Annotated in this window: 28 protein-coding genes; 7 read left to right on the top strand and 21 right to left on the bottom strand. The window is 64.5% G+C overall.

Annotation, left to right across the window (positions count from 1 at the left end):
* Positions 1-30 precede the first annotated feature (30 nt).
* The 3 genes from J1C56_RS21140 to grpE form a co-directional block, all read right to left on the bottom strand.
* Positions 31-1,341, bottom strand: a complete 1,311-nt coding sequence (locus J1C56_RS21140; protein WP_214392036.1) for an NAD(P)/FAD-dependent oxidoreductase — start codon at positions 1,339-1,341, stop codon at positions 31-33.
* A gap of 69 nt (positions 1,342-1,410) precedes the next feature.
* The gene (locus J1C56_RS21135) at positions 1,411-2,043 is read right to left on the bottom strand and encodes a trimeric intracellular cation channel family protein (protein WP_214392035.1); all 633 of its coding nucleotides are present in this window, start codon (positions 2,041-2,043) and stop codon (positions 1,411-1,413) included.
* 113 nt (positions 2,044-2,156) lie between these two features.
* The gene (gene grpE, locus J1C56_RS21130) at positions 2,157-2,789 is read right to left on the bottom strand and encodes a nucleotide exchange factor GrpE (protein WP_214392034.1); all 633 of its coding nucleotides are present in this window, start codon (positions 2,787-2,789) and stop codon (positions 2,157-2,159) included.
* A gap of 235 nt (positions 2,790-3,024) precedes the next feature.
* Between grpE and J1C56_RS21125 the strand changes: the two genes are divergently transcribed.
* Positions 3,025-3,255, top strand: a complete 231-nt coding sequence (locus tag J1C56_RS21125; RefSeq protein ID WP_246591689.1) for a hypothetical protein — start codon at positions 3,025-3,027, stop codon at positions 3,253-3,255.
* Positions 3,256-3,292: 37 nt separating this feature from the next.
* On the opposite strand, the gene J1C56_RS21120 is transcribed toward J1C56_RS21125, so the two are convergent.
* The 5 genes from J1C56_RS21120 to cysG are packed head-to-tail and all read right to left on the bottom strand — an operon-like array spanning position 3,293 to position 8,022.
* Positions 3,293-3,832 (bottom strand): DUF934 domain-containing protein, encoded by a 540-nt coding sequence (locus J1C56_RS21120; RefSeq protein ID WP_214392033.1) that lies wholly within the window; start codon positions 3,830-3,832, stop codon positions 3,293-3,295.
* 12 nt (positions 3,833-3,844) lie between these two features.
* Positions 3,845-4,603 (bottom strand): phosphoadenylyl-sulfate reductase, encoded by a 759-nt coding sequence (locus J1C56_RS21115; RefSeq protein WP_214392032.1) that lies wholly within the window; start codon positions 4,601-4,603, stop codon positions 3,845-3,847.
* The gene (locus J1C56_RS21110) at positions 4,578-6,248 is read right to left on the bottom strand and encodes a nitrite/sulfite reductase (protein WP_214392031.1); all 1,671 of its coding nucleotides are present in this window, start codon (positions 6,246-6,248) and stop codon (positions 4,578-4,580) included. Before J1C56_RS21110 ends, J1C56_RS21115 begins: the two co-directional genes overlap by 26 nt.
* 20 nt (positions 6,249-6,268) lie before the next feature.
* On the bottom strand, positions 6,269-6,574 hold the full coding sequence (locus tag J1C56_RS21105) for a DUF2849 domain-containing protein (protein ID WP_214392030.1): 306 nt from the start codon (positions 6,572-6,574) through the stop codon (positions 6,269-6,271).
* A complete protein-coding gene (gene cysG, locus J1C56_RS21100; protein WP_214392029.1) occupies positions 6,571-8,022 on the bottom strand; it encodes a siroheme synthase CysG in 1,452 nt (483 codons plus the stop codon). Before cysG ends, J1C56_RS21105 begins: the two co-directional genes overlap by 4 nt.
* A gap of 419 nt (positions 8,023-8,441) precedes the next feature.
* Between cysG and J1C56_RS21095 the strand changes: the two genes are divergently transcribed.
* Positions 8,442-8,891, top strand: coding sequence for a baeRF12 domain-containing protein (locus tag J1C56_RS21095; RefSeq protein ID WP_214392028.1), 450 nt, complete (start codon positions 8,442-8,444; stop codon positions 8,889-8,891).
* Between the two features lie 192 nt (positions 8,892-9,083).
* The gene (locus J1C56_RS21090; RefSeq protein ID WP_214392027.1) at positions 9,084-10,895 is read left to right on the top strand and encodes a cation:proton antiporter domain-containing protein; all 1,812 of its coding nucleotides are present in this window, start codon (positions 9,084-9,086) and stop codon (positions 10,893-10,895) included.
* Positions 10,896-10,983: 88 nt separating this feature from the next.
* Here the strand turns inward: J1C56_RS21090 and J1C56_RS21085 are convergent, their stop codons facing one another.
* The 12 genes from J1C56_RS21085 to gstA all read right to left on the bottom strand — a co-directional run bounded on the left by J1C56_RS21085 (position 10,984) and on the right by gstA (position 20,494).
* On the bottom strand, positions 10,984-11,838 hold the full coding sequence (locus tag J1C56_RS21085; protein ID WP_214392026.1) for a hypothetical protein: 855 nt from the start codon (positions 11,836-11,838) through the stop codon (positions 10,984-10,986).
* 184 nt (positions 11,839-12,022) lie between these two features.
* Positions 12,023-12,919 carry a DUF2865 domain-containing protein gene (locus tag J1C56_RS21080; protein WP_246591745.1) on the bottom strand — a complete coding sequence of 299 codons (897 nt, stop codon included), beginning with the start codon at positions 12,917-12,919 and terminating at the stop codon, positions 12,023-12,025.
* Positions 12,920-13,112: 193 nt separating this feature from the next.
* On the bottom strand, positions 13,113-15,329 hold the full coding sequence (locus J1C56_RS21075) for a transglycosylase domain-containing protein (RefSeq protein WP_214392024.1): 2,217 nt from the start codon (positions 15,327-15,329) through the stop codon (positions 13,113-13,115).
* A gap of 189 nt (positions 15,330-15,518) precedes the next feature.
* Positions 15,519-15,761, bottom strand: a complete 243-nt coding sequence (locus J1C56_RS21070) for a hypothetical protein (RefSeq protein ID WP_214392023.1) — start codon at positions 15,759-15,761, stop codon at positions 15,519-15,521.
* Positions 15,762-15,888: 127 nt separating this feature from the next.
* On the bottom strand, positions 15,889-16,092 hold the full coding sequence (locus J1C56_RS21065; protein ID WP_214392022.1) for a hypothetical protein: 204 nt from the start codon (positions 16,090-16,092) through the stop codon (positions 15,889-15,891).
* A 36-nt stretch (positions 16,093-16,128) separates the two neighbouring features.
* Positions 16,129-16,377, bottom strand: a complete 249-nt coding sequence (locus J1C56_RS21060; RefSeq protein ID WP_214392021.1) for a hypothetical protein — start codon at positions 16,375-16,377, stop codon at positions 16,129-16,131.
* Positions 16,378-16,451: 74 nt separating this feature from the next.
* A complete protein-coding gene (locus J1C56_RS21055) occupies positions 16,452-16,751 on the bottom strand; it encodes a hypothetical protein (RefSeq protein ID WP_214392020.1) in 300 nt (99 codons plus the stop codon).
* An 81-nt stretch (positions 16,752-16,832) separates the two neighbouring features.
* On the bottom strand, positions 16,833-17,450 hold the full coding sequence (locus J1C56_RS21050; RefSeq protein ID WP_214392019.1) for a ribonuclease D: 618 nt from the start codon (positions 17,448-17,450) through the stop codon (positions 16,833-16,835).
* Between the two features lie 76 nt (positions 17,451-17,526).
* Positions 17,527-18,918: a dipeptidase gene (locus tag J1C56_RS21045; protein WP_214392018.1), complete on the bottom strand. Its 1,392-nt coding sequence runs from the start codon at positions 18,916-18,918 to the stop codon at positions 17,527-17,529.
* A 344-nt stretch (positions 18,919-19,262) separates the two neighbouring features.
* Entirely contained in the window at positions 19,263-19,472 is a 210-nt protein-coding gene (locus J1C56_RS21040; protein ID WP_214392017.1) for a tautomerase family protein, read from the bottom strand.
* A 24-nt stretch (positions 19,473-19,496) separates the two neighbouring features.
* On the bottom strand, positions 19,497-19,892 hold the full coding sequence (locus J1C56_RS21035; protein WP_246591687.1) for a nuclear transport factor 2 family protein: 396 nt from the start codon (positions 19,890-19,892) through the stop codon (positions 19,497-19,499).
* Complete coding sequence (gstA, locus tag J1C56_RS21030) at positions 19,889-20,494, bottom strand: glutathione transferase GstA (protein ID WP_214392016.1); 606 nt, start codon at positions 20,492-20,494, stop codon at positions 19,889-19,891. Before gstA ends, J1C56_RS21035 begins: the two co-directional genes overlap by 4 nt.
* A gap of 208 nt (positions 20,495-20,702) precedes the next feature.
* Between gstA and J1C56_RS21025 the strand changes: the two genes are divergently transcribed.
* The 4 genes from J1C56_RS21025 to J1C56_RS21010 all read left to right on the top strand — a co-directional run bounded on the left by J1C56_RS21025 (position 20,703) and on the right by J1C56_RS21010 (position 25,354).
* Positions 20,703-21,029 (top strand): winged helix-turn-helix transcriptional regulator, encoded by a 327-nt coding sequence (locus tag J1C56_RS21025; RefSeq protein WP_246591685.1) that lies wholly within the window; start codon positions 20,703-20,705, stop codon positions 21,027-21,029.
* A gap of 115 nt (positions 21,030-21,144) precedes the next feature.
* Positions 21,145-21,621 (top strand): GNAT family N-acetyltransferase, encoded by a 477-nt coding sequence (locus J1C56_RS21020; protein ID WP_214392014.1) that lies wholly within the window; start codon positions 21,145-21,147, stop codon positions 21,619-21,621.
* A 99-nt stretch (positions 21,622-21,720) separates the two neighbouring features.
* Positions 21,721-24,723, top strand: a complete 3,003-nt coding sequence (gene polA / locus J1C56_RS21015; protein WP_214392013.1) for a DNA polymerase I — start codon at positions 21,721-21,723, stop codon at positions 24,721-24,723.
* A gap of 1 nt (position 24,724) precedes the next feature.
* A complete protein-coding gene (locus J1C56_RS21010; protein WP_214392012.1) occupies positions 24,725-25,354 on the top strand; it encodes a LysE family translocator in 630 nt (209 codons plus the stop codon).
* Positions 25,355-25,357: 3 nt separating this feature from the next.
* On the opposite strand, the gene J1C56_RS21005 is transcribed toward J1C56_RS21010, so the two are convergent.
* Complete coding sequence (locus tag J1C56_RS21005; protein WP_214392011.1) at positions 25,358-25,771, bottom strand: Fur family transcriptional regulator; 414 nt, start codon at positions 25,769-25,771, stop codon at positions 25,358-25,360.
* Positions 25,772-25,889: the final 118 nt, after the last annotated feature.

The following is a 25,889-nucleotide window of genomic DNA, read 5'->3' as shown; positions in this document are numbered from 1 at the left end:
TTGCCGGGACCATGCGGATCGAGACGGCTGTCACTTTCGCGGTCCATTCGCCCCGGCCGTCTCCTCGCCGGCCGCAACCCCGATCGCATCGATCCGCGCCTCGCCCTGGGTGATCAGCCGGGCGCCGCGCTGGTTGCGGGCGTGGATCCAAAGCCAGTTGATGGCGACGCTGAGCCGCGCCCGCGAGCCGATGAGGAAGTAGATGTGGGCGATGCCCCACAGCCACCACGCCAGGGCACCGCGCAGCTTGGTCCAGCCAAAATCGATGACAGCGCGGCGCTTGCCGATCTGCGCCAGGCTGCCCTGATGGCGGTAGTGGAACGGTCGCGGCCCGGCATCGCCGCGCAGCCGCGCCTTGATGGTGGTGGCCACATGCTTGCCCTCTTGCTTGGCAGCAGGCGCAATTCCGGGCACCGGCTTTCCGTTCGGCCCGTTCACCGTCACCGTGTCGCCGACGGCGAAAATCTCGGGGTGACCGGGCACCGTCAGGTCGGGCATGACCTGGAGACGTCCCGCCTTGTCGGCCGGAGCGCCAAGCCATTCGGCGGCGGGGGACGCACGCACGCCGGCAGCCCAGATGATCGTCTTCGTCGCCAGCCTGACATCGCCATAGGTGACGCTGTCGGCGGTGCAGTCGGAGACGGCGCGACCGAGCGCGACCTCGATGCCAAGCTTGCGCAGCGAGCGCAGGGCATATTCTGAGAGGTCGTCGGGGAACCCGCCGAGGACACGCGGCCCGGCCTCGATCAACACCACGCGCGCCCGGCCCGTGTCGATGTTGCGGAAATCGCGTGGCAGCGTATCCCGCGCCAGTTCGGCAATGGTTCCTGCCAGCTCCACCCCGGTGGGGCCGGCGCCGACAATGACGAAGGTCAGAAGTGCCGCCTGCTTTTCCGGGTCGGTCTCCCGCTCGGCACATTCGAACGCCACCAGGATGCGCCGCCGGATCGTCGTCGCGTCCTCGAGCGTCTTCAGGCCAAGTGCATAGCGTTCCCACTCGTCGTGGCCGAAATAGGCGTGGCGCGCACCGGTAGCCAGCACCAGGCTGTCATAAGGCACCGTCTCGCCGCGTTCGAGCAGGACGTGGCGCCGTTCGGCATCGACGCCGGTGACGTTGGCCAGGATGGTCGTCACCTCCGGCCTGTTCCAGACCAGCGAGCGGATCGGCCAGGCGATTTCGGACGTGGCCAGCGAGGCCGTCGCCACCTGGTAGAGCAGAGGCTGGAACAGGTGATGGTTGCGCCGGTCGATGAAGGTGATGCTGACCGCAGCACCCGCCAGACCTTTGACGACTTCCAGTCCGCCGAAGCCGGCGCCCACGACCACTACGCGATGCTGCATCGAATCTGTCCTCTGCTTTGTCGGCGCATAGTAGAACCAGCTTCGCGGACAGGCATAGAGCCTGGTTTCTCAGGGAATGTCTTCGGGGCGGCGGCCCGGACGGCTGCGATAGGCCGGAAAGGTCCAGCCAAACTTAAGCGCCCCGCCGCGCACCATGAAGGCCGCGACGAAGGCGACGACTGTCGACACCTCCGGCGGCAGTTCCGCGATGTCGGCGAGCGTGTAGATGCCCGCGCCCACCATCGCCGCGGAGACATAGATTTCAGGCTTGAGCAGGACCGAAGGCTCGCCGGCAAGAAGATCGCGCAGGATACCGCCGAAGGTCGCCGTCAAGAGCCCCATGACAATGGCGACCGTCGGCGAGCCGGTCGCGGCCAGGCCCTTGGCGGCACCTATGGCGGCATAGGCAGACATGCCGAGCGCGTCGAGCCAGAGCAACAGCTTGTAGCGGGATTCAACGAGGTGGGCGGTGAAGAAGACAAGCACCGCAACCGCGGCGCAGACCAGCACATAGGCGGGATTGATCACCCAGAACACCGGCAGGCCAAGGATGACGTCGCGAACGGTGCCGCCGCCAATGCCGGTAAAGCTCGCCAGGAACAGGAAACCGATGACGTCGAGTTCCTTGCGCGAGGCGGCAAGCGCACCGGTAGCGGCAAACACCGCCACGCCGGCATAGTCGAGGTAGAGCAGTGGGTTCATGGAGCGAATAGGGAATAGTGAGTAGCGAATAGCAAGAAAGAAAGATCAGGGTCGATTGGGACCTACAGTATCTTTCAAATCCCTATTCGCTACTCCCTATTCGCTACTCACTGTCATGCGTCTTTTTCAGCCTGTTCGTTGACCGGGCCGGGCTCGGCCGGCGCCTCGGAGACATGCTTGGGGCCGCCCTTGGCGATGCCGACCATGGCCGGGCGCAGCACGCGGTCGCCAATGGTGTAGCCGGACTGGGCAACGTGAACGACCGTGTTGGCCACGACGTCCGGGCTCGGCACTTCGAACATCGCCTGGTGGAAGTTCGGGTCGAACTTTTCGCCGAGAGGATCGAGCTTGCGCACGCCATGACGCTCGAGCGCCGACAGCATCGAACGCTCGGTTACCTCGACGCCCTCGATCAGGCTGGCCAGGCCAGCCCCACCGGCTGCCTTGGCCTCGTCCGTCACAGCCTCGATCGCCCGGCGCAGATTGTCCGAGACCGAGAGCATGTCGCGGGCGAAGTTCGCCGCCGAATAGGTACGGGCGTCCTGCACGTCGCGCGCGGTGCGGCGGCGCAGGTTCTCCATCTCGGCCGCGGCGCGCAGGGCGCGGTCCTTCAGCTCTTCGTTTTCTTTCAGCAGGCGTACGAGGGCTTCGTAGTCGCCTTCGATGCTGCCCTCGATCTTTTCGGCCTGGGCCTCGGCAGCCGCCGCCTCATCGGGCGTGCGTTCGTCTTTTGCCTGGTCGCTCATCGCCAATTCCCGTTGTTTGGACACGTTCTAACTTGCGCCCGATATCGAGGTTTAGGTGCCAAAAATCAAGGGGCAAGGGCCGCAAGGACGGGATGCCGCGCCCTGCGTGGCCTCAGCCGGCGGTTCGGCAAGCACCAACAATTCAATATTAATTCAAGCTTTACCATAGAGGCGGACCATGTCCGTGGTGGGCGAACGATATCGGAACCAATTGCATCTGGCAGGAGTTCTCCCCATGAAGAACAGGCCCTCAGTCATGCCCAACACACGCATCAACAAGACCGCAGCCAAGGTAGCGACGAATATCAGGCGCGAGCTCGTCACAGAAAGCAATCTGCGTGTGCTGGAAGCATTGCCGGCATTCCAGGCCGAAGACCGCCTGCCCAAGAAGCTCCGCCGCCTGCTCGACAGGCTTGATGCCGCCGAACAGGACAAGCCGCTCCGCAAGATGTTCAGCACAAACTAGCGCGCCACCCGCCCGCGTCGAGGGCGCCAAGGGCAACTCATTTGCCGGCAGCGCGGCGCCAGGCGTACTTCGCGCCCTTCTCGGAGACTTCGGCCGGCTTGGCCGTCGGCTGATAATACAGCGGCAAGCCACCTACCTCGCCCGCCTCGAGCCGCTTCAGCAGCACCGGATGCGACACCTCGAACTCGTTGAAGCCAACGCGGAGCATGTGCGGCAGCTGGTCGACTAGTACCTGGCCCGTCGCCCTCACCGCACCTTCGAAGCCATGGCGGCTGCGCAGTAACTCGGCCTTCGAGAAGGAACGGCCATCGTTGAAGGCCGGGAAGGCAAGCGCAACCAGCGACAGCTGGTCAAGCGAGTCGGAAATTTCCTCCAGCTGGTCGCCGGGCTGGAGCAGCACGCCAAGGCGTTCCTTCGCCGCTTCGCGCTGGTCGGCCGTGAGTTCCAAGAAAGCATGGAGTGGCAGGATGACCCGGCTGTTGCCGGCCAACGCACTCTTATCCTCGGCATGGGTCCAGCCATCGTCCCGAAAGCCCTCGGGGGTCCAAAGGCGCGGCGCCGGTGTCGCTTCGGTCATGAAAAAGAATTCCTAAAGTGATGCGTCGGTCAGCGACTGTTCGAGGCCGGAGAGATGGATGCCGCACTCGGTCTTGGCCTGTCCGGCCCAGCGTCCGCTACGCGCGTCCTCGCCCGGCTTGACGATCTGCGTGCATGGAAAGCAGCCGATCGACAGATAACCGTATGCCACCAACGGGTTCTCGCGCAACGCATGCTTGCGCATGTAGTCGGCAAGGTCGGACGTGGTCCAGCGCGCCAGCGGATTGATGCGGAAGCGCGGGCCGACCTGCTCGAACACCGGCAGAGCCGCGCGGGTGGCGGCCTGGAAGCGCTTGCGGCCGGTGAACCAGGCCCGGAACGGCTCGACGCCACGCGCCATCGGCTCGACCTTGCGCACGTCGCAGCAGGCGTCGGTGCTGGTCTGGTGCAGGTTGCCTGTCGGATCGATCCGGGCCAGCGCCGCCTCATCAGGGGCGATGACACGGATGTCGGTCAGGCCGAAATCGGCGGCGAGCGCGTCGCGGTAATCGAGCGTCTCACCGAAATGCTTGCCGGTGTCGAGAAAGATCACCGGCAGCTTGCTGTCGACTTCAGCGATCATGTGCAGCAGGACGGCCGAATCCGCCCCGAAGGACGATACGACCGCGATCTCGCCGGCAAAGCGCTCGGTTGCGGCGCGCGCGATGATCTCGACCGGCGTCAAATGCCCGTAGAGCGCGTCGAGCGCCGCGGCCTCGGCGAGGACCTGCGCTTCGGTCTCGGCGTCAGGCTGCCTTGGCTTCGCTAGCATAAAGCGCCTCCTTGAACGGCGCTGGGCCGACGCGACGATAGGCGTCGAGGAACTTTTCCGAACGGTCGAGCCGGATGCCGAGATAGGTCTCGACGATCGTCTCGATGGCGTCGGTGATCTCTTCCGGACCGAAGCCGCGGCCGATGATCTCGCCGACCGTGGTGTGCTCGTCGGCCGAGCCGCCAAGCGTGACCTGGTAGAGTTCCGCGCCCTTCTTCTCGACGCCGAGGATGCCGATGTGGCCGACATGGTGGTGGCCGCAGGCGTTGATGCAGCCTGAAATCTTCAGCTTCAGCTCGCCGATGTCGCGCTGGCGCTCGAGCGAGGCAAAGCGCCTCGAGATTTCCTGCGCCACCGGGATCGAACGGGCATTTGCCAGGGCGCAGTAATCGAGGCCCGGGCAAGCAATGATGTCGCTGATCAGGTTGGAGTTGGCGGTGGCCAGGTCGATCGCCACCAGCGCGTCGTAGACCGCCTTGAGGTCGGCGCGAGCGACATGCGGCAGGATCAGGTTCTGCTCGTGGCTGACGCGGATTTCGTCGAAGCCGAACTTCTCGGCGATGTCGGCAACCGCGTGCATCTGGCTGTCGGTGGCGTCGCCCGGTACTTCTCCGATGCCCTTGAGCGAGATCGTGACAGCAGCATAGTCGGGGTTGCCATGGGTGAAGACGTTCTGGTCGACCCAGTCGCCGAAGCTCTTGGAATCGAGCCGTGCCAGCTTGATCGCCTCGTCGCCCTCGGGCCGCGCCGTCAGCGCCGGTGGTGCGAAGTAGGACTGGATCGCGGCGACATCGGCCTCGGGCAGCTTGAGCTCGCCGTCCTTCAGCGCCTGCCACTCATGCTCGACCTGGCGGATGATCTCGTCGACGCCGGTCTCGTGAACCAGGATCTTGATGCGCGCCTTGTACTTGTTGTCGCGGCGGCCGTGCAGATTGTACACGCGCAGGATCGCGGTGGTGTAGGACAGCAGGTGCTGTTCGGGCAGGAAGTCGCGGATCTTCTTGGCGACCATCGGCGTGCGGCCCTGGCCGCCGCCGATATAGACGGCGAAGCCGAGCTCGCCCTTTTCGTTCTTCTTCAGGTGCAGGCCGATGTCGTGGGTCTGGATGGCGGCGCGGTCGCGCTCGGCACCGGTCACCGCGATCTTGAACTTGCGCGGCAGGTACGAGAACTCCGGATGCACTGACGACCACTGGCGCAGGATCTCGGCATAGGGACGCGGATCGGCAACCTCGTCGGCGGCGGCACCGGCGAAATGATCGGCGGTGACATTGCGGATGCAGTTGCCCGAGGTCTGGATGGCGTGCATCTCGACCGAGGCGAGGTCGGCGAGGATCGCCGGGATGTCGGACAGAGCCGGCCAGTTGAACTGGATGTTCTGGCGCGTGGTGAAGTGGCCATAGCCCTTATCGTACTTGCGGGCGATGTGGCCGAGCATGCGCATCTGCTTCGAGCTCAGCGTGCCATAGGGCACGGCGATACGCAGCATATAGGCGTGCAGCTGGAGGTAGACGCCGTTCATCAGGCGCAGCGGCCGGAACTGGTCCTCGGTGATCTCGCCGGCAAGGCGACGCTCGACCTGGTCGCTGAAATCGGCGACGCGGGCCTTCACAAAATCATGGTCGAACTCGTCGTAACGGTACATGGTCGTCTTCCGGTCTGTGTTCAGGCGGCGCCGGCGGCGGGCCGGGCCTGCTTGCCAAGGTCGAGTCGATTGCTGGGACCAGCGGCGCGGATCACTTCGCGCAGCCTGAGCGGCTGGATCGCGCCGTTGACGACGCTGACGTCGATGAGATTGACGTCCACAACTTCGTTATTGTCATAGGCGGCCTTGCCGATCGCCTCGAGGCGGGCTTCTCCGGCCTTGTCGCCAACGGTCTCGGCGACATCGATGGTCTCGGCCCAGCTGCCGTCGGCCGCGAACCATACAGCCTCGCCGTCGGTCAGCCGGTTGGCGGTAAGGATCTTCATGCCCTGCTTCCTTCGAGCACCGCTGCGGCGGCCTGTTCGTGCCTGTGTGCCGCGAGCGGCTCGGAAAGTTCAAAATTGGCGCCGGCGACAGCGTCGCCGATGATGGTCATGACCGGACCGTCGAGATCGCTGCGCGCTTCCAGCGACGGCAGGTCGGCGAGCGTCCCGTGAAAGCGACGGCGGTTCTTCAGGCTGGCATTCTCGACGACGGCCACCGCTGTATCGGGCGACAGCCCGGCGTCGATCAGGCGGCCGGCGACGTCGGCGGCGACCGAGCGGCCCATGTAGACGGCGACGGTTGCACCTGAAATGGCGAGCTTGGCCCAGTCGGGCAGCGAGCCGCCCTTGAGGTCGTGGCCTGTCGTGAACACCATCGAGGAGGTAACGCCGCGCAGCGTCAGCGGCAGCTCGAAATCGGCAGCGGCGGCGAAGGCGGAGGTCACGCCCGGCACGACCTCGTAGGAGACGCCGGCATCGCGCATCGCCTGCATTTCCTCGCCGGCACGGCCGAACACCAGCGGGTCGCCCGACTTGAGGCGCACCACGCGCTTGCCGGCTTGCGCCAATTCGACGAGCAGGTCGTTGATCTCGGATTGCGTCTTGGAATGGCAGCCCTTGCGCTTGCCGACCGGCAACCGCTCGGCATCCCGGCGGCCCATCGAGATCACTGCCTCGGGAACCAGCGCGTCATGGACGATGACGTCGGCTTCCATCAGCAGGCGGTGAGCGCGCAGGGTGAGCAGATCCTCGGCGCCAGGGCCGGCACCGACGAGCGCGACATGACCCTTGATCGCGCCCTGCCGCAGCAGCAGTTCGGTCGCCGCGTCATGCGCTTCGGCAAGCTGGCCGTTGTCGAGCGCACGTGCCGGCGCACCTTCGAAGAACTCGCGCCAGAAGCCGCGGCGGATGTTGCCCCTGGGCAGCAGCCGTTCCACAGCGTCGCGGAAGCTGGCGCCAAGCGTTGCCAGCGCGCCGAGCTGCGGCGACAGCATGCGGTCGACACGGGCGCGGATCATCTGGGCAAGAACCGGCCCTGCTCCCTCCGTGCCAATGGCAATGGCAACCGGCGCACGGTTGACCAGCGCCGGGGTGAAGAAATCGCAGAGCTCGGGACGGTCGACAGCGTTGACCGGGATGCCCAACGCGCGCGCGTCGCGAGATATGCGGCGATCGAGCGCCTCGTCGCCGGTCGCGGCGAACACCATCACGGCCCGCTCGATCAGCGACGCGTCGTAGGCGGCGTGGATGCGGGTTGCGCCATTGGCGGCGATCCAGTCGCGCAGATGCGGCTCGACATTGTCGGCGATGATGCGGATTTCGGCACTCGACTGAGCCAGCAGGCGAGCCTTGGCCAGCGCCTCGTCGCCACCGCCGACGATGACCACGGCTTCGCCTTCGACCTTGAGAAAGATCGGGAATGCGTTGAGCTTGGCGGCGGCTTGGGTCATGACGCGACAGGTTCCGGATACCCATCATTTCTAGCCGCCATTGCTGCGCCGCAGAAGAAATGCACTCGCGCGCGCCGACAGGGGAGGCAATCGCTTTTGCCCGGCCCGATGCGCCAAGAGAAAATTATTCCACCTCAGGCCGGCGAGCATGTTTCGGGGCAGCGCCTGCGGCCATGACGACGAGGTGCCGGCTTGGCGCCCGCAGCCCTTGAAATCGCCGGTGTTTGCCACTGTTGCTGTACGCCAGCTGTGCCGCCGGAGCGCGACGGGACGCAAATCGGCCCGGGCGCGTTTTTCCTAATTTCTACTAACTTAGTAGAATTAAGCCGGAGAGCGCTCCAAGCCGGATTTGCCGTAGATCCGGAACATCCACCGACGCCCGACGCTCCCCAAAAGGGCTGGCAGCAAAGGAGCACGACATGACGCACATCAATCTGAAGCACGGGATCTGGGTGCTGGTAGCCGATGGCGAGAAGGCGCTGTTCCTGAAGAACAAGGGCGACACCAAATATCCGAACCTCGAAGTCGTGCGCGAGATGGAGCAGGACAACCCGCCGACGCGCGAACAGGGCAGCGATCGTCCCGGCCGCTACAGCGACGGCCCCTCGATCCATAGGAGCGCCGTCGACGACACCGACTGGCACCGCGTCGCCAAGGAACGCTTCGCCGACGAGATCGCCGCGCGGCTCTACAAATTCGCCCATGCCGGCGATTTCCGCGAGATCATCCTGGTCGCGCCGCCACTGGTACTCGGTGAGTTGCGCAAGAAGCTGCACAAGGAAGTCGACGAGCGTGTCTCGGCCGAAATGGCCAAGACACTGACCAACCACAGCGTCGCCGACATCGAGGCAATCCTGATGGCGGCCTGATCCCGCGCAACGGGTCAAAGCGGATTCCAACGGGTGCCGGCAGCGATTGCCGGCACTTTTTTCGACATCGGCCAAGTTTCTTGGCCGCTTAGGGTTGCGCATGCGCGCCTGCGTCCACCATATTGGAAATGCAGCGGATTTCACCGCCGCACCCCAAAACAATGCTCATTTTCGAAAGGTGCCGCCGGGACAATGCCGCATGACACGCCCCTCATCGCTACCATCGTCGCCGGTCTGGGGCTGGCATTCATCTTCGGCGCACTCGCCAATCGCTTCAAGGTTCCACCGCTTGTCGGCTATCTCGTCGCCGGCGTTCTGGTCGGGCCGAATACGCCCGGTTTCGTCGCCGACCAGGAGCTAGCGCTGGAGCTCGCCGAGATCGGCGTCATCCTGCTGATGTTCGGCGTCGGCCTGCATTTTTCGCTCAAGGATCTTCTCTCCGTCCGCGCCATTGCCGTGCCGGGTGCGATCGTCCAGATCGCCTTCGCCACCGCCCTTGGCGCCGGCCTTGCCTGGATGCTCGGCTGGTCGATCGGCGCCGGCCTGGTGTTTGGCCTGGCGCTTTCGGTCGCCTCGACGGTCGTGCTTTTGCGGGCGCTGCAAGAGCGGCGCATGATCGAGACCGAACGCGGCCGCATCGCCGTCGGCTGGCTGATCGTCGAGGATCTGGCGATGGTGCTGGCGCTGGTGCTGCTGCCGGCGCTTGCCGGCGTGCTCGGCGGCGAGGCGCAGACGACCCAGGCTCCCGACATCCTGGCCCTGCGTTTCGACTTCGGCATCTGGGGCGTCATCGGCATCACGCTGGCCAAGGTTGTGGCCTTCGTCGTGTTCATGATGGTCGTTGGCCGCCGTGTCATCCCATGGCTGCTGCATTACGTCGCCCACACCGGTTCGCGCGAACTGTTCCGTCTCGCCGTGCTGGCGATCGCGCTCGGCGTTGCCTTTGGCGCCGCCAAGCTGTTCGGCGTGTCGCTGGCGCTGGGCGCCTTCTTCGCCGGCATGATCATGAGCGAATCCGAGCTCAGCCATCAGGCCGCGGAGGAAACGCTGCCGCTGCGCGACGCGTTCTCGGTGCTGTTCTTCGTCTCGGTCGGCATGCTGTTCGACCCGACAAGCCTGCTCAGCAACACCTGGCCAATCCTCGCCACGCTGTTCATCATCATCATCGGCAAGTCGGTCGCCGCCTTCCTGATCGTCATAGCTTTCGGCTATCCCGTTGCCACCGCACTGATCATCTCGGCAAGCCTGGCGCAGATCGGCGAATTCTCGTTCATCCTCGCCGAACTCGGCGTGGGGCTCGGCCTGTTGCCCGAAAAGGGCCGCGATCTCATCCTCGCCGGCGCCATCCTGTCGATCGTGCTCAACCCGCTGGTCTTCGCGGGCGTCGGGCGGCTGAAGCCGTGGCTGGAGAAGCGCTCGGGCAAGGTGCCGGAGGCTGTCGAAGCCGTGCCGATCGGCCCGGCAACGGAGCCCGGTGAAGTCGCCACCACCACGCAGGTGGCGACGGCCGCGGTCGACGACGACACGCCGCCGCCGACCAAGCTCACCGGCCATACCATCCTGATCGGCTATGGCCGCGTCGGCTCGCTGGTCGGCCAGTCGCTCAAGGACGCCCAGCTGCCGTTCCTGGTCATCGAGGACTCAGACAAGACAATCGCCAGGCTGATGGCCGAAGGCGTCGAGACAGTCGCGGGCAACGCAGTCAAGGGCGAGGTGTTCGGTGCGGCCAATGCCGCCGGCGCCAAGCGCCTGATCCTGGCCATTCCCAACGCCTTCGAGGCCGGCCAGATCGTGCTCAAGGCCAAGGCGGCAAACCCCGGAATGGTGATCATCGCGCGGGCCCATTCCGACGCCGAGGTCGACCACCTGACCGGGCTCGGTGCAGACAAGGTGATCATGGGCGAGCGCGAGATCGCCCGCGGCATCGTCGAGCAGATTCTTGAAGGCACAGGCAATCCGCCAGCCAACGATCCGAAGCCCGACGCCCCGCCGGCCGCTGCCTGAACGGCACGCCAAGCCTAACCAAAAAGAAAAAGGCCGCGCATCAGCGCGGCCTTTTTCTTTGGTGATTGGGCACAGCCCGCGGCCTGCCTCAGAGGAAGGGGAACGGCATGACGAAGTTGGGCTGATAGGTGTCCATCGTCGCGCCATTGCGATCTTCGTCGATCAGCGTGGTGCTGCCGAAGCTGGCGCGCAGGCCGACCATCAGCTTGTGCGAATCGAAGCTTTCCGAGTCGGGGCCTTCCGAGATCGAGGTGTTCTCATACTGATAGCGGCCGAACACCGACCAGGGCGTGCCGTCGAAGCGGTAAGTCGCCTGCAGGGCTGCGGCGATCGTATCGAAATTGGCCTCAAGGCTGCCGACGCTCAGATTGGTGCGATGGAAGCCGAGTTCGCCGTCGAAGCGCAGATTGTCCTGGGCGAAGTAGCGGACCACACCACGGATGCCCATGAGGTCGACGTCATAGGGCAGGAAGTCCGCTTCAAAGCCACCATAATAGGCCTGCGCGTAAACCGTTACATTGCCGAAATAGGCCTGAGCTTCAGGGCCGACCTTCCAGTCCCAGATGTCGATGTCCGAGCTGCTCGACGAGCCAAAGGTGTTGAGCTGGGCGAAGCCGCCAAAGGCATAGGAAGCCGGGTCGCGCCAGAATACGTGCGCCGCGCCGCCGACACCATGAAGACTCTCGCCATCCACGCCGATGGCGTCGACGGTGAAGTCGCCCTGGGCATTCCAGCGCTCGGCAAACGGCACGTTGATGCGCACCGCGCCACCGGCCGCCCACAGCGTGTCGTCAGTCAGTTCGCTCAGCCAAAGGCCGCCGCCATAGATCTGGCCATAGCCGGAGACCTGGCGAACGGTTTCCTCGACCGGTTGCGTCGGATCGGCGGCGAATGCCGGCGTCGCGAGCACGGCAAGCCCGGCGGCAGCGAGCAGTTTCTTCATGGATGGCCCCTCAGCAAGAACGCGATGCAACATCTCATATCGCTAAATTACCTAAGGGAAAGATGCAGGCTGGCAATTGACCACAACCCTGGCTGGTTTTGGCGGGACTGACACATTCTCGCAACACCAGCGCCGCGACGCACGCGCATGGCACGCCGTGCAACGGCACTGATCTAAAGATCGATCAGTTCGGCAGAAATGGCGTCCCCACCACGCGCACCTTGCGTGTGGTTGCTGGCGTTGCCCCTGGCGTCTCCGGCACGAAGGCGGTGACTGTTTTGTCGAGCACCATTTCGGGCTTGGCCTGAGGCACCGGGATTATCGCTGCTTCCATGTTCTTTGGCGTCACCGTCCGCGCGCGCATCTCATTGGCGCGACGATAATAACGCGGCAGGTCGCAGCTCTGGAAATCGGCCTTGTCGCGATAGGCGAAGGCGGCTGGCAGATCCTTGTAGGACTGGCGCGTCTTGACCGAGGTCATCTCTTCGGTTTCGAGGCCGATGTCGTCTAGCGCGAAGACATCCATCGCCTTGTCGTTGCAGATGAAACGGCAGCGATCGAGCGTGTTGTCGTAGTAGCCGGCATTGACGAACTGCGCATTGGGCGCGGGAAAGTAGTAGCCGTCCGCCAGCCGCACGCAGTACAGCATCGCCTGTCCGGCATAAGACAAAGGCCGCTCCGACTTGCGACGGTCAGGACGCGCCGCCATCTGGGTGCAACCCAATGCCGACAGCCGCGCCCTGATCGCCGCGTTGTTGCCTCGGCCCGACGCGGTCTGGATTTCGCGCTCGACGCCTGCACGGCGACCGGCAAGGTCGCGGCAGGGGTCGAAGAACCCGCCGCTGCTGCGGCCGCTGCATTGCCGCTGGCGCTCGAGCGCCTTGATCGCCGCGAGTTGCCTGGTCAGGTGCGCGGGCGCCGCGCTGCCACCGCCGAGCTGGGCGCGAAGGGCGCTACAGGCATCGGCATGGGCTTGGGCTTGGGCTTGGGCTTGGGCTTGGGAGAGGCCTGCCAGCAGGAAAATCGTCGACCAGGCAAGAGCGGCTCGAATATCACAAAGAGCTAATCTACATAGCTTCATACTGCCCAAAGCCCCGCCAGTCTTCAGCAAGACTTCGTCATTACCATGACTGTCGACTACTTCAAAACTGGACCTGTCATCTGCGTTAACATCTCGATCGCAACAGCTGCGGATCATCAGCGCAAGAACTTCGGTCAGCTCAGGCGGGCTGCCATCACCAGTGGCAGAGGCCCGGCCGCGTATCCGAGCGAGCCTAGTTCCCCAGCAACACGTCGAGGATCGACGTCTCGCGACGTTGGGTCGGGCCGCCGACTTCGCCTGGAGGAACCGGGCGGCGAATGGAGGCGGTCGAGGACTGCTCCTGTTCCACCCGGGGGGCGGCGCCGACCTGCTGCGCGGGGCGCGGCTTTTGCACCGGCTGGGGTGCCGCAGGGAAGGTGTTTTCGTCGAGCGGCTGGCTTTCCACCGCAACCTCGGGCGCCACGCTGCCTGGAGTCCACGAGCCGGGCAAGGCCGCCATCGGCACGCCCTCGTGGGCCGCCACCATGAATTCATGCCAGGCCAGCGCCGGAAGTGCTCCGCCGGTAACCTTCTTCATCGGCTTGCCGTCGTCATTGCCGAACCACACGCCGGTGGTCAGGTTGGCGGTGAAGCCGACGAACCAGGCATCGCGCGAGTTCTGGCTGGTGCCGGTCTTGCCGGCAGCGGGCCAGGCGAAGGCGGCCTTCTTGGCCGTGCCCTCCTCGACCGCACCGGTCATCATCGCGTTCATCATACCGACGACCTCGGGGCTGATGACACGCGGGCCACCGCCGGCGGTGTTCTCATACAGCACCTTGCCTTCGGTGGTGGTGACGCGGCGGATGATATGCACCTCGGGGCGATAGCCGCCATTGGCGAAGGGAACGTAGGCAGCCGTGAGTTCCAGCGGCGTCACTTCGGAGGTGCCGAGTGAGATCGAGACGTTGGGCTGCAGCTCGGATTCGATGCCCATGCGATGGGCGGCTTCGACGACCGCGTTCGGCCCGACTTCCATGGCCAGCTGTGCCGCCACCGAGTTCAGCGATTTCGCCAATGCCGTCTTCAGCGTCACCCGGCCATAATATTTGCCGTTGTAGTTTTCCGGCGTCCACTTGCCGATCTTGATCGGCGCGTCGTTGCGCATGCTGTCGGGCGTGCGGCCCTGCTCGAGCGCCGCCATGTAGACGAACGGCTTGAAGGCCGAGCCCGGCTGGCGCCGCGCCTCGGAGGCGCGGTCGAACTGGCTTGTCGAATAGTCGTAGCCGCCGACCATGGCGCGCACGGCGCCCGAATTGTCGATCGACACCAGCGCGCCCTGGCTGACATTCAGCTTCTGGCCATTCTCGTCGATCAGGCGGCGGATCGATTTCTCGGCCAGCTCCTGCAGCGTCATGTCGACTGTCGTGTCGACGACGATGTCGGACTGCACCTCGCCAATGAGCTCGGGAAGCTCCTGCATGACGCGGTCGGCGACGTAGTTTTCCGAACCGGTCCAGAACGAGGCGACACGGGTCGCCGGCGCGATCATGGCGTTGGCCAGTTCTTTCTCGCCGATCATGCCCTGGTCGCGCATCGCCCCCAGCACCAGCTGGGCGCGGTCGCCGGCAGCCTTGGGGTCGCGTGCCGGTGACAGGCGTGACGGCGCCTTGAGCAGGCCGGCGAGCAAGGCCGCCTCGGCCAGCGTCACGTCACGCGAGGACTTGCCGAAATAGCGGCGCGACGCGGCCTCGACGCCATAGGAACCGGAGCCGAAGAACACCCGGTTGAGATACATTTCAAGGATCTGGTCCTTGGTGTGCTTCTGCTCCAGCCACATCGCCAGAAGCACTTCCTGGACCTTGCGCTCCAGCGTGCGGTCGGGCTTCAAAAACAGGTTCTTGGCCAGCTGCTGGGTCAGCGTCGAGCCGCCCTGGGTGAAGCGGCCGTTGAGAAACCGCGTCGACACGGCGCGCGCCAGGCCGATGGGATCGAAGCCGAAATGCGAATAGAAACGCTTGTCCTCGATCGCGATCACCGCTTGCGGGATGTAAGGCGACATCTGGTGCAGGCCGACGGCCTCGCCACCGGTCATGCCGCGATTGGCGACGAGCTGGCCGTCGACGCCGACGATCTTGATGTTGGGCGAGCGGTCGGGAATGGCCCAGGTCGTCGAGCTCGGCATCTTGGCGCCGTAGTAGACGACGATGCCGGCGGCGGCGATGCCGCCCCAGATGGCGAGAACGAAACACCAGTAGACCAGCCGGCCGAAGATGCCGAACAGGCCGCGCTTGGGCTTGCGCGAGCGGCCGCGCGGTGTGGCGCGCGCCTTGGAAGATTTACGCTTGGCCGGGGCTTTGCGGCGGCTGGGCACGACGCGATCCTCCTCGCGCACCGAAAAGTCATCGTCGTCCGCAGCATTGCGCGGTCCGTCGAAGCTGGGCTCGATGCGTCTGTCGTTCCGGTTCGCCATACCTGCTTGTCCGGCCCCCATGCCAATGGCGTTCCGGTTGGACAGTAAATGCGGCGATTTAAGGGGGCGTTAAGTCAGGCGGGCTCGCCACCTGTGGGCAAAGCATCGCCTGCCGTCTCACCGGAAGCAGGGGCAACATGGCAAAGCCGCCGTTCATTCGAACGGCGGCGCCCAATGAAGCAGCCTCGATCAACCGGGGATCGGATCATTCGGACCCGGGTCGTTCGGCTTGTCCGGCTTGTCGGGGCGATCCGGCTTGTCGCTGCCCTTGTGGCAAGGGCTCGACGGATCGTTCTTGTCGCAGCAATTGCTGCTTTGCAGATAGCGCGGATCCTTCGGCTTCCATTCGCAGCGGCGGATCTCGGTCGACTGACACGCGGTCACCGCCGAAGCGGCGACGACGGCCAGAATGATGTTACGAAGTGCACTCACGGTTCTCTCCTTTGAAATGAAATTTCCCACCTCACGAGACTGGGTCGTCGTGGGGCAGGAAAAGGTTCAAAGGATTTTTCGAATTGTTTCGGGCTTGCTCAGGCTACCGGAGGATGGGGGCAAGAACTTACGGCCCGACCGTCTTGCTTAGCGCAGCCGAAATACGCTCGCGCAGGATCTCGGCCATGTCGGTGTCCATGTGCAGGCGAACGCGGCCGCCGCGGGCATCGACAAGCGTCACCGCGACACCATCAAGCGTATCGTCCTTGGCCGGCTCGACAGCCGCGACCATGAACTCATGTTCTTTTCGATCGGGTTTTTCGGCGGCCATGGCTGTTTCTCCTGGCTGGCAACCCAGAGCATACGCCTATTCGTCGTCGTCGTCGCCGCCAGCCTTGGACCACGAGTGCGGGACGATACGTTTCTGGGTGTCGCTGTCGACATAGGCCCACCAGCCTTCGTCGCTGTCGTCCCACTGCCCGCCGGCAACCTTCAGCCGGGCGAGCGACCTGTATTGCGCGACCGATTCATTTTCCTGGCCGTCGCGGTCGGTCCAGTAGACTGTTACCTTCGTGCCATCGGTAGGCGCGGTGGCGATCGGCAATTTGGCGCTCATGGAGTTCCCCTCGGATTCTGCCCTGCAACGATAGACGTCCGCGCGGCCCGGTAAAGCCACGCGGGCGGCAATTGTCAGCGACGGCTGAGTAGTGCGGCGAGAAGGCCAAACACAGCAACGCCCACGAGCGCGGTCGTCATCGGGTTGTCCTGGGCGGTCTTCTGCGCCACGCGCGCCTGCTTGCGCATCGCCGGCAGGGCCTCGGTAAAGCGGTCGTAGAAGCCCTCATAGAGCTCGGAGGCGCTCTCGCGGCTGTCTGCGAGCGCGGCTGAGCCGCGCTTGGACATAGCCTTGGTCAAGGAAGCGACCTGCTTGGTCAGCTGGGAAACCTGGTCTTCAAGCTCGGTCTGGATTTCTTCACGGGTCGTGGCCATTCGGGTGCATCCTTTCACTAGATTACACAGCCCAAACGGCCAACACCGTCGCTTCGTTCCCTCAAAAAACCTGCCGCAACGTCAGCTATGCGCGAAGATGTCTTCTTCGTCCCAGCCCATCAGGTCGAGCTTGGCGCGGACGGGCAGGAAGCGGAAGCAGGCCTCGGCCTCGCTGGCACGGCCATCGCGTTCAAGCCTGCCGGCCAGCACGTCGCGCAGACGGTGCAGGTAGAGCACGTCCGAGGCGGCATACTCCAGCTGCTCGGGCGACAGCGTCTCGGCTGCCCAGTCGGACGACTGCTGCTGCTTCGACAGGCTGACGCCCAAAAGCTCGTTGCAGATGTCCTTGAGGCCGTGGCGATCGGTATAGGTACGGGTCAGGCGCGAGGCAATCTTGGTGCAGAACACCGGCTCGGCCATGACGCCGAAGGCGTTGTAGAGCACGGCGATGTCGAAGCGGCCGAAGTGGAACAGCTTCGTCACCTTGCGGTTCTTGAGCAGGCTGACGAGGTTCGGCGCCTTCTTCTGCCCGGGCGCGATCTGGATGACGTCGGCGGTGCCGTCGCCAGGCGAGATCTGGACGACGCAGAGGCGGTCGCGATGCGGGTTCAGGCCCAGCGTCTCGGTGTCGATGGCAACCGCATCGACATTGTAATGGGTGAGGTCGGGCAGGTCGTTCTTGTGGAAACGGATGGTCATTGTCTTCTCCGATCGCGGCTTGGTTTCTCACTTGCCGCGATCGGAGAAAAAATCAACAGAAACCTTGGCTTCGAGCTCAGCTACGCTTGGTCAAGGCGTCGAGAATGCGGGCCCAGGAGCGCTGGCCCTTGTGGAACGAGGCTAGGTCGTACTTCTCGTTTGGCGAATGGATGCGGTCGTCGGGCAGGGCGAAACCGACCAAAAGCGACTCCATGCCGAGCAAGGTCTGGAAGTCGCCGACGATCGGGATCGAGCCGCCCATGGCGAGCATGACTGCAGGCTTCGGCCACTCGTCCGACAGCGCGTCCTTGGCCTTGGCGAGGAACGGCGAGTCATAAGACAGCTGGATCGCCGGCCCGGCGCCATGCTCGTGGAACTCGACGCTGCAATCGGCCGGGATGCGTGCCCTGACGAACGCGCGGAAGGCGGCGCGGATCTTCTCGGGGTCCTGCTTGTGCACGAGGCGGAACGACACCTTGGCGGAAGCTTCCGCCGCGATGACCGTCTTGAAACCCTTGCCGGTGTAGCCGCCTGATATGCCGTTGAACTCGGCGGTCGGGCGGGCCCACACCAGCTCGAGCACCGAGCGGCCCTTTTCGCCGGAAGGAATCGACAGGCCGATCTCGCCGAGGAAGTTCTCGGCGGTCTCGCCGAGCGTTTCCCACGACTTCAGCACTTGCGAGGGCGTCTCCTCGACACCGTCATAGAAGCCGGGAATGGTGACACTGCCATCGTCGTCGTGGATGGCGGCCAGGATCTTGGCGAGGATGCGCACCGGGTTGGCGGCAGCACCGCCATATTCGCCCGAATGCAGGTCGCGGTCGGCGGCCTTCACGATCACCTCCTCGCCGACAAGGCCGCGCAGGCCGACGCAGATCGCCGGTGTCTCGCGGTCCCACATGCCGGTGTCGCAGACCATGGCGAAGTCGGCCTTCAGCTCCTCGGCATTGGCCTCGAGAAACGGCTTGAGCGACGGCGAACCCGACTCCTCCTCGCCCTCGAACAAAAGCGTGATCCTGCACGGCAGGCCACCATGCACGTCCTTCCAGGCCCGGCAGGCCTCGACGAACAGCATCAGCTGGCCCTTGTCGTCGGAAGAGCCGCGACCGGTGATGACCTTGATACCGCCCGCGATCTCCTTGATCTTGGGATCGAAGGGATCGTCCTCCCACAGGTTCAGCGGGTCGACCGGCTGGACGTCGTAGTGGCCGTAGAACAGCACATGCGGCGAGCCTTCGGGGCCGTCATGGTGGGCGACGACCATCGGGTGGCCCGGCGTGTCGCGCACGCTGGCGTCGAAGCCGATGGTCTTGAGGTCGGCGACCAGCCATTCGGCGGCCTTGCGGCAGTCGCCTGCAAAGGCCGGGTCGGTGGAGATCGACTTGAGGCGAAGCAGCTCGAAAAGGCGCTCCAGGGACTGGTCGAGATTCTTGTCGAGGCGATCTAGAACGGGTGCGACAGCGGACATTTGGGGTGCCTTTCGATTCTTCTGGGGCGCAACCTAGTTGGCCAACAGGAAAACGAAAAGACGGCAGGATTGGGCCAGTGGCCGACGCTGCGAAAGCTCTGTGAAGTGGACAAAAAAGTGCCGCCGTGGTGGAGGGGGGAGCCACGGCGGCACATTCTTAAACGGTGCGGCAGCCCGGAGAGGGGGATGAGGCTGCCGCAGGGTCCGGATAGGCGGGGGACGGGCCTGAGACCGGACTTCGGCAAAAACTGCCGATGCCCTACATTTGTTCCTTTGAACGTGGCGATTCAAGGGCACGAAGATTACACTTTTGTAACATGCGCGTGATCGGCCCGCCGCCCTGTTCAGCCCTTGCCGAGCGCGCGACGGTACTGTTCGACCGGCATTCCGCCGACGCCCCAATCCTCCAAATCGACTTCATTTATAACCACGAATGTAGTCGCCGGATCCTTGTCCAGGACGTCGACGAGAAGATCGGTGGTTCCCTTGATCAGCGCGGCTTTCTGCTCCGGGGTCACGCCTTCGCGGGTGATCTTGATATTGACGTAAGGCATTCTTGTGCGCTCGCTTCCAACCACTCAGTTCGACTGCAGGTCGAAGTGAAAAACCTTCGCCATGATCTGCCAGCGGCCATCGAGCTTCACCAGCGTCAGGAAGTCGGTGAAATGCTTCGGGCCGATGGCACAGTTGAGCTTGGCGAAGGCCGTCACCGGACCGGCGAACTCGATCGAAACGATGCGGTCGACCCTGGGCTCCGAGCGGCTGGCCGGCGACGGCCGCTTGTCGACGATCGGGAAGTACTCCGCCATGGTCAGATGCAAAAGCTTGCCCTCGGTCGCGCAAGCGTAGATCGCCTCGGGGTGAAATATCTTCCTGAGCCGTTCGGTGTCGCTGAAATGGAGCCCGTCGAAATAGTCCGCGAGCGCCGCGGCCACTTCAGCATAGGCAGCGGCGTGGTCCGTCATCACGTTCATGCCAGTCCCTCCGCCGCCATGGCAGCCACGACCGACGGACGCTGGCGCACGCGCTCGACGAAGGCTGCCAGGCGCGGCCATTGCGTCAGGCCGATCCCTGTCGGGCCGGTCCAGGTGGCGACGACGAAGAGGTAGGCATCCGCCACCGAAAAACCGTCGCCGAGCAGATAGGCACGGCCGTCCGAGAACTGCTTTTCCAGATGGTCGAGGCGCCGCCCGACATTCGCCGCGGCCGCGTCCCTCGCTTCGCCAGTCGCACCGTGGAACAGAGGCGCGAAAGCCTTGTGCAGTTCCGATGCGATGAAGTTCAGGTGCTCCTGCAGGCGGGCCCGCGCAAGCGTACCCGGCTCCGGCGCCAGGTGCCGCGCTGCATTGCTGTCGGCGAGGTACTGGACGATCGCGGCCCCCTCGGTCAGCACCTCGCCATCAGCGAGCTGAAGCGCCGGCACGTAGCCTTTGGGGTTGATCGCCCGGAAATCCGCACCGTTTTCGGTCACCTTGGTGGCGACGTCGACACGCTCGATGTCGAAATCACGCCCCAGCTCGCGCAGCACGATATGCGGGGAAAGCGAGCAGGCGCCGGGTGAATAATAGAGTTTCATGGATGCATTCCTTGCGTCACGGGTTGACGTGGCATGGCTAGCAGACCGCCATCACCTTTGGATACCTGGTAACTTGAGGTTACCTTCACTTTCAGGTATCCAAGCGGTAACGCCGGTGTCCTGGAGGTAACTCAACAAGATCATGGCCCTGAAGGTCCGCAAGAACAGAGCCCCTGAGCCGCCTGAGTCCTGTCCGCTCAGCGAGTGCATGTCGCTGCTCGGTGGCGCCTGGACGCCCAACATCATCTGGTATCTCAGCGCGGGCCCGCGCCGCTTCGGCGAACTGCGCCACGACATCCCCGTGGTGTCGGCAAAGGTGCTGACCGCGCGGCTGCGCGACCTTGAGCAGAAGGGTGCTGTCTGGCGCCGCGTGATGCCAACATCGCCGCCTTCGGTGGAATACGGGCTGACCGAGCTGGGGCAGGAATTCCTGCCGGCAATTTCGACGATCGTCGCGGTCGGCCACAAGCTCAAGCAGCGCAAGGCCGCCCAGGCCCCGGACCGGTCCGGCGACGTGGTGATTCCTGCCGCCTGACATCGGTGCAAGCAGGCGCTCAGCGTCAGCAGAGAAAATCCCGCCCTTTGCAGAACAGGCGTGGCCCGCCTAGTCTCGCGCAAATCCTGAAAAACCAACATTGGAATGACCTACCATGCCCCTGCATGTCCGAGCCGCCCTGCCGCAAGACGCAAGCGCGATGGCGCGAATCCTGAACGAAATCATAGAGATCGGTGGGACGACGGCGCATCGCGAGCGTTTCGATGAAGCGCGCATCATCAACTACTTCATCTCGCCAAAACTCGGAATCAGCTGCTTCGTGGCGGTGGACGGCGAGCAACTGCTGGGGTTCCAGTCACTCGACTGGTCCGACCCGGACTGGCCGGGCGATCGGCTGCCCGCCGACTGGGGCGTCATCGCAACCTTCGTCGATCCGCACGCGCACAAGCGAGGTGCTGGACGGGCATTGTTCGACAACACAGTGGAGGCGGCAAAGAAGGCAGGCGTCAGTTTCATCGACGCGACCATTCGGAAGGAAAACACCGGCGGCCAGGCATTCTATCAGGGGGTAGGCTTCACCGACTATCGCGAGGGGCCAGAGACCATCTCCAAGCGGTTCGCGCCTATCTAGACGCCAGTCGCCCGATACCCGTCAACGACTTGTCAGTAGACGGCGGCAAGGCCAGCTTGACCATGGACAGCCGCGCCGTGCCAAGTTACCCGTATCGCCATGAAAAAAGGCGATCATCTCTTCCTTGTCGACGGCTCCGGCTACATCTTCCGCGCCTATCACGCGCTGCCGCCGCTGACCCGCAAGTCCGACGGGCTGCCGGTCGGCGCGGTCTCGGGTTTCTGCAACATGTTGTGGAAGCTGATGCTCGACGCGCGCAACACCGACGCCGGTGTCGTGCCGACCCACTTCGCCGTCATCTTCGACTATTCTTCGAAGACCTTCCGCAACGAGCTGTACCCCGAATACAAGGCCAACCGCTCGGCGCCGCCCGAGGATCTGATCCCGCAGTTCGGCCTGATCCGCCAGGCGACCAAGGCCTTCGAGCTGCCTTGCATCGAGATGGAGGGCTTTGAGGCCGACGATCTGATCGCGACCTACGCCAGGCTCGCCTGCGAGGCCGGTGGCGACACCACCATCGTCTCATCCGACAAGGATCTGATGCAGCTCGTCGGTCCGACGGTGACGATGTACGACCCGATGAAGGACCGCCAGATCAACATTCCCGAAGTCATCGAGAAATGGGGCGTGCCGCCCGAAAAGATGATCGACCTGCAGGCGCTGACCGGCGACTCGGTCGACAACGTGCCCGGCGTTCCCGGCATCGGACCGAAGACGGCAGCACAGCTGCTCGAACAGTTCGGCGACCTTGACACGCTGCTCGCCCGCGCCGGCGAGATCAAGCAGGACAAGCGCCGCCAGTCGATCATCGACAATGCCGACAAGGCGCGCATTTCGCGCGAACTTGTGCGGCTCAAGCTCGACGTGCCGGTGACCGATGCGCTCGAAGACTTCGTGCTGCAGCCGCCCAACGGGCCAAAGCTGATCGGCTTCCTCAAGACGATGGAGTTCACCTCGCTGACCAGGCGCGTCGCCGAAGCCACCGGTACCGAGGCCGGCGAGATCGAGGCCGTGCCTGTTGCCGTGCAATGGGGTGCGGATGCGCATGGGCCCGATGTCGGCTCGGGTACGCCAGTTTGGAGCCCCTCATCCCCTACCGGACCTTCTCCCCGTAAAAATGGGGAGAAGGAGGATGGCCGCAACGCCGACGCCTCCCTCGCCCCGTCCTTACGGGGAGAGGGTAAGGGTGAGGGGCAAGACACCCCGACAGCCCTCGCCAACAAGCTGGCAGCAGCCGCGGCAGCGGAAAAATTCGACCACGCCGCCTATGTCACCATCCGTGACCTCGCGACACTGAAGGCCTGGGTGGCCGAGGCGACCGAGGCCGGTGTCATGGCATTCGACACCGAGACCAATTCGCTCGATCCGATGCAGGCCGAGCTCGTCGGCATTTCTTTCGCCACCGCACCCGGCCGCGCCGCTTATGTGCCGCTCGCCCACAAGAGCGGGCGCGGCGACCTGCTCGGCGGCGGGCTTGTCGAAAACCAGATTCCGGTGCGCGACGCCCTCGCCGTGCTCAAGCCGCTGCTCGAAGACGGCTCGGTGCTGAAGATCGCGCAGAACCTGAAATACGACCTGGTGGTGATGAACCGCCACGGCGTCGACGTGCGTCCGTTCGACGACACGATGCTGTTGTCCTACGTGCTCGACGGCGGCACCAATGGCGGCCACGGCATGGACCCGCTGTCGGAGAAATGGCTCGGCCATACGCCGATCGCCTTCAAGGACATCGCCGGCTCCGGCAAGAGCTTCGTCGGCTTCGACCAGGTCGAGATCGACAAGGCGACCGCCTACGCCGCGGAGGATGCCGACGTGACGCTGCGCCTGTGGCGCGTGCTCAAGCCGCGCCTCGCCGCCAAGGGGCTGACCTCGGTCTACGAAAGGCTGGAGCGGCCGCTGGTGCCGGTACTGGCTGAGATGGAGCAGCGCGGCATTTCGGTCGACCGGCAGATCCTGTCGCGGCTGTCGGGCGAGCTTGCCCAGGGTGCGGCGCGGCTGGAAGACGAGATCAACACGCTTGCCGGCGAACGCTTCAACATCGGCTCGCCCAAGCAGCTCGGCGACATCCTTTTCGGCCGCATGGGCCTGCCCGGTGGCACCAAGACCAAGACCGGCCAGTGGTCGACCTCGGCGCAGGTGCTCGAAGACCTCGCCGCGGAGGGTCACGAACTGCCGCGCAAGATCGTCGACTGGCGCCAGCTGACCAAGCTGAAATCGACCTACACCGACGCCCTGCCCGGCTTCATCAACCCCGAGACCAAGCGCGTCCACACCTCCTACGCGCTCGCCGCCACCACCACGGGGCGCCTGTCATCGTCGGACCCGAACCTGCAGAACATCCCGATCCGCACCGCCGAGGGCCGCAAGATCCGCACCGCCTTCATCGCCGACAAGGGCAACAAGCTGATCTCGGCCGACTACAGCCAGATCGAGCTGCGCGTGCTTGCGCATGTCGCCGACATCGGCCAGCTCAAGCAAGCCTTCGCCGACGGTGTCGACATCCATTCCATGACCGCGTCGGAAATGTTTTCGGTACCGGTCGAAGGCATGCCGTCGGAAGTGCGCCGCCGCGCCAAGGCGATCAACTTCGGCATCATCTACGGCATCTCGGCCTTCGGCCTCGCCAACCAGCTGTCGATCCCGCGCGAGGAGGCCTCCGACTACATCAAGAAGTATTTCGAGCGCTTCCCCGGCATCCGCGCCTATATGGACGAGACCAAGGCGTTTTGCCGCGACAACGGCTATGTCGAGACCATCTTCGGCCGCCGCATCCACTATCCGGAAATCCGCTCGTCGAACCCTTCGGTGCGCGCCTTCAACGAACGCGCCTCGATCAACGCCCGCCTGCAGGGCACCGCCGCAGACATCATCCGCCGCGCGATGATCCGCATGGACGACGCGCTGGTCGCGGCCAGGCTGTCGGCACGCATGCTGCTGCAGGTGCACGACGAACTGATCTTCGAGACCATCGAGAGCGAGGTCGAAGCGACGATCCCGGTCGTGCGCCACGTCATGGAAAACGCCGCCATGCCGGCGGCGTCGATGTCGGTGCCGCTGCATGTCGACGCCCGCGCCGCCGACAACTGGGACGAGGCGCACTGAGATGGAGCTTGCAACGTCGTCGAACCTTTCGACGTTGCTGTCCTTCGCGCTGACCTCGCTGATCATCGAGCTGACGCCGGGGCCGAACATGACCTATCTGGCGCTGGTCTCGGCCAGCGAAGGCCGGCGGGCAGGCTTTGCCACGGTTGCGGGCATTGCGCTGGGCCTCGCTGTCCTCGGCGTGGTCGCGGCGCTCGGCGTCACCGAGCTGATCCAGGCTTCGAACCTGCTCTACGATGGGCTGCGCTGGGCCGGCGTGCTGTTCCTGCTCTATCTTGCATGGGAAGGCTGGGTCGGCCGCAGCGAGGCTGTCGCCAATGACGCTGGTGCCGACCGGCGCTATTTCACCCGCGGGCTTTTGACCAACCTGCTCAATCCCAAGGCCGCGATCTTCTACGTCGCCGTGCTGCCGACCTTCATCGTCGCCGACCGTCCGGTGCTTGCGCAGACGATTACGCTGACCGCGATCTATGTCGCGGTCGCAACCGGCATCCATGCGCTGATCGTCGTTCTGGCAAGCCGGCTCGAACCGCTGCTCAACGACGCGCGTATCGAAGGCATCGCTCGGCGCGCACTTTCGGCACTGCTGGCAGCGGTGGCGATCTGGTTCGCGTTTTCGACGGCGCGGTAGCCGCTAGGCGGCGATCGCAGCGCATTTGGCGCAGGTGCCGCGGAACTCGATGACCGCCTTCTTGGCGACGAAACCGGTCGACCCGACCCAGTCGTCGAGCTGCTTGCCGATCGCCTCGTCCGAGATCTCGGTGACCTGGCCGCAAGCGTCGCAGATGGCGAAGGCGGTCATGCGGCGGTTGTGATGGCTGTGGTCGTGCGGCTCGGTACAGGCGACAAAGGCATTCAGGCTTTCGAGGCGGTGGACGAACCCGTCCTTCATCAGCGATTCAAGGGCACGGTAGACCTGCAAAGGCGCGCGAAAACCCTCGTCGCGCAGCTGGTCGAGCAGCGTGTAGGCGCTGAGCGGCCCGGTCGCCACTTCCAGCTTCTCCAGTACCTTCTGCTGGTTCTTCGTCAGCGTAACCCGCGCCGCCATGCTTTCATCCTTCGTTGCCCGGCCAGGTGGCCGGACGGAACAATCCATCGCCTAAGATGGCGACAGGACAAGGGTTTTGCTAGCGCGTCCCGCCGGCAAAGACAATCTGCCCCAACGG

The organism is Aminobacter anthyllidis, from assembly GCF_018555685.1.
In the GTDB taxonomy this organism is placed as follows: Bacteria; Pseudomonadota; Alphaproteobacteria; order Rhizobiales; family Rhizobiaceae; genus Aminobacter; species Aminobacter anthyllidis.
The sequence above is the reverse complement of the archived record's forward strand: the minus strand, read 5'-3'. Positions and strand labels throughout refer to the sequence as shown.

Bases quoted from the DNA above. Each gene is read 5' to 3' on its own strand.
- gstA (WP_214392016.1), bottom strand. From the start codon at position 20,494: ATGAAACTCTATTATTCACCCGGCGCCTGCTCGCTTTCCCCGCATATC.
- polA (WP_214392013.1), top strand. From the start codon at position 21,721: ATGAAAAAAGGCGATCATCTCTTCCTTGTCGACGGCTCCGGCTACATC.
- J1C56_RS21065 (WP_214392022.1), bottom strand. From the start codon at position 16,092: ATGGCCGCCGAAAAACCCGATCGAAAAGAACATGAGTTCATGGTCGCG.
- J1C56_RS21140 (WP_214392036.1), bottom strand. From the start codon at position 1,341: ATGCAGCATCGCGTAGTGGTCGTGGGCGCCGGCTTCGGCGGACTGGAA.
- J1C56_RS21060 (WP_214392021.1), bottom strand. From the start codon at position 16,377: ATGAGCGCCAAATTGCCGATCGCCACCGCGCCTACCGATGGCACGAAG.
- J1C56_RS21005 (WP_214392011.1), bottom strand. From the start codon at position 25,771: ATGGCGGCGCGGGTTACGCTGACGAAGAACCAGCAGAAGGTACTGGAG.
- J1C56_RS21105 (WP_214392030.1), bottom strand. From the start codon at position 6,574: ATGAAGATCCTTACCGCCAACCGGCTGACCGACGGCGAGGCTGTATGG.
- J1C56_RS21135 (WP_214392035.1), bottom strand. From the start codon at position 2,043: ATGAACCCACTGCTCTACCTCGACTATGCCGGCGTGGCGGTGTTTGCC.
- J1C56_RS21025 (WP_246591685.1), top strand. From the start codon at position 20,703: ATGTCGCTGCTCGGTGGCGCCTGGACGCCCAACATCATCTGGTATCTC.
- J1C56_RS21115 (WP_214392032.1), bottom strand. From the start codon at position 4,603: ATGCTAGCGAAGCCAAGGCAGCCTGACGCCGAGACCGAAGCGCAGGTC.
- J1C56_RS21040 (WP_214392017.1), bottom strand. From the start codon at position 19,472: ATGCCTTACGTCAATATCAAGATCACCCGCGAAGGCGTGACCCCGGAG.
- cysG (WP_214392029.1), bottom strand. From the start codon at position 8,022: ATGACCCAAGCCGCCGCCAAGCTCAACGCATTCCCGATCTTTCTCAAG.
- J1C56_RS21035 (WP_246591687.1), bottom strand. From the start codon at position 19,892: ATGAACGTGATGACGGACCACGCCGCTGCCTATGCTGAAGTGGCCGCG.
- J1C56_RS21125 (WP_246591689.1), top strand. From the start codon at position 3,025: ATGAAGAACAGGCCCTCAGTCATGCCCAACACACGCATCAACAAGACC.
- J1C56_RS21080 (WP_246591745.1), bottom strand. From the start codon at position 12,919: ATGAAGCTATGTAGATTAGCTCTTTGTGATATTCGAGCCGCTCTTGCC.
- J1C56_RS21075 (WP_214392024.1), bottom strand. From the start codon at position 15,329: ATGGCGAACCGGAACGACAGACGCATCGAGCCCAGCTTCGACGGACCG.
- J1C56_RS21085 (WP_214392026.1), bottom strand. From the start codon at position 11,838: ATGAAGAAACTGCTCGCTGCCGCCGGGCTTGCCGTGCTCGCGACGCCG.
- J1C56_RS21010 (WP_214392012.1), top strand. From the start codon at position 24,725: ATGGAGCTTGCAACGTCGTCGAACCTTTCGACGTTGCTGTCCTTCGCG.
- J1C56_RS21045 (WP_214392018.1), bottom strand. From the start codon at position 18,918: ATGTCCGCTGTCGCACCCGTTCTAGATCGCCTCGACAAGAATCTCGAC.
- J1C56_RS21120 (WP_214392033.1), bottom strand. From the start codon at position 3,832: ATGACCGAAGCGACACCGGCGCCGCGCCTTTGGACCCCCGAGGGCTTT.
- J1C56_RS21095 (WP_214392028.1), top strand. From the start codon at position 8,442: ATGACGCACATCAATCTGAAGCACGGGATCTGGGTGCTGGTAGCCGAT.
- J1C56_RS21055 (WP_214392020.1), bottom strand. From the start codon at position 16,751: ATGGCCACGACCCGTGAAGAAATCCAGACCGAGCTTGAAGACCAGGTT.
- J1C56_RS21050 (WP_214392019.1), bottom strand. From the start codon at position 17,450: ATGACCATCCGTTTCCACAAGAACGACCTGCCCGACCTCACCCATTAC.
- J1C56_RS21020 (WP_214392014.1), top strand. From the start codon at position 21,145: ATGCCCCTGCATGTCCGAGCCGCCCTGCCGCAAGACGCAAGCGCGATG.
- grpE (WP_214392034.1), bottom strand. From the start codon at position 2,789: ATGAGCGACCAGGCAAAAGACGAACGCACGCCCGATGAGGCGGCGGCT.
- J1C56_RS21110 (WP_214392031.1), bottom strand. From the start codon at position 6,248: ATGTACCGTTACGACGAGTTCGACCATGATTTTGTGAAGGCCCGCGTC.
- J1C56_RS21090 (WP_214392027.1), top strand. From the start codon at position 9,084: ATGCCGCATGACACGCCCCTCATCGCTACCATCGTCGCCGGTCTGGGG.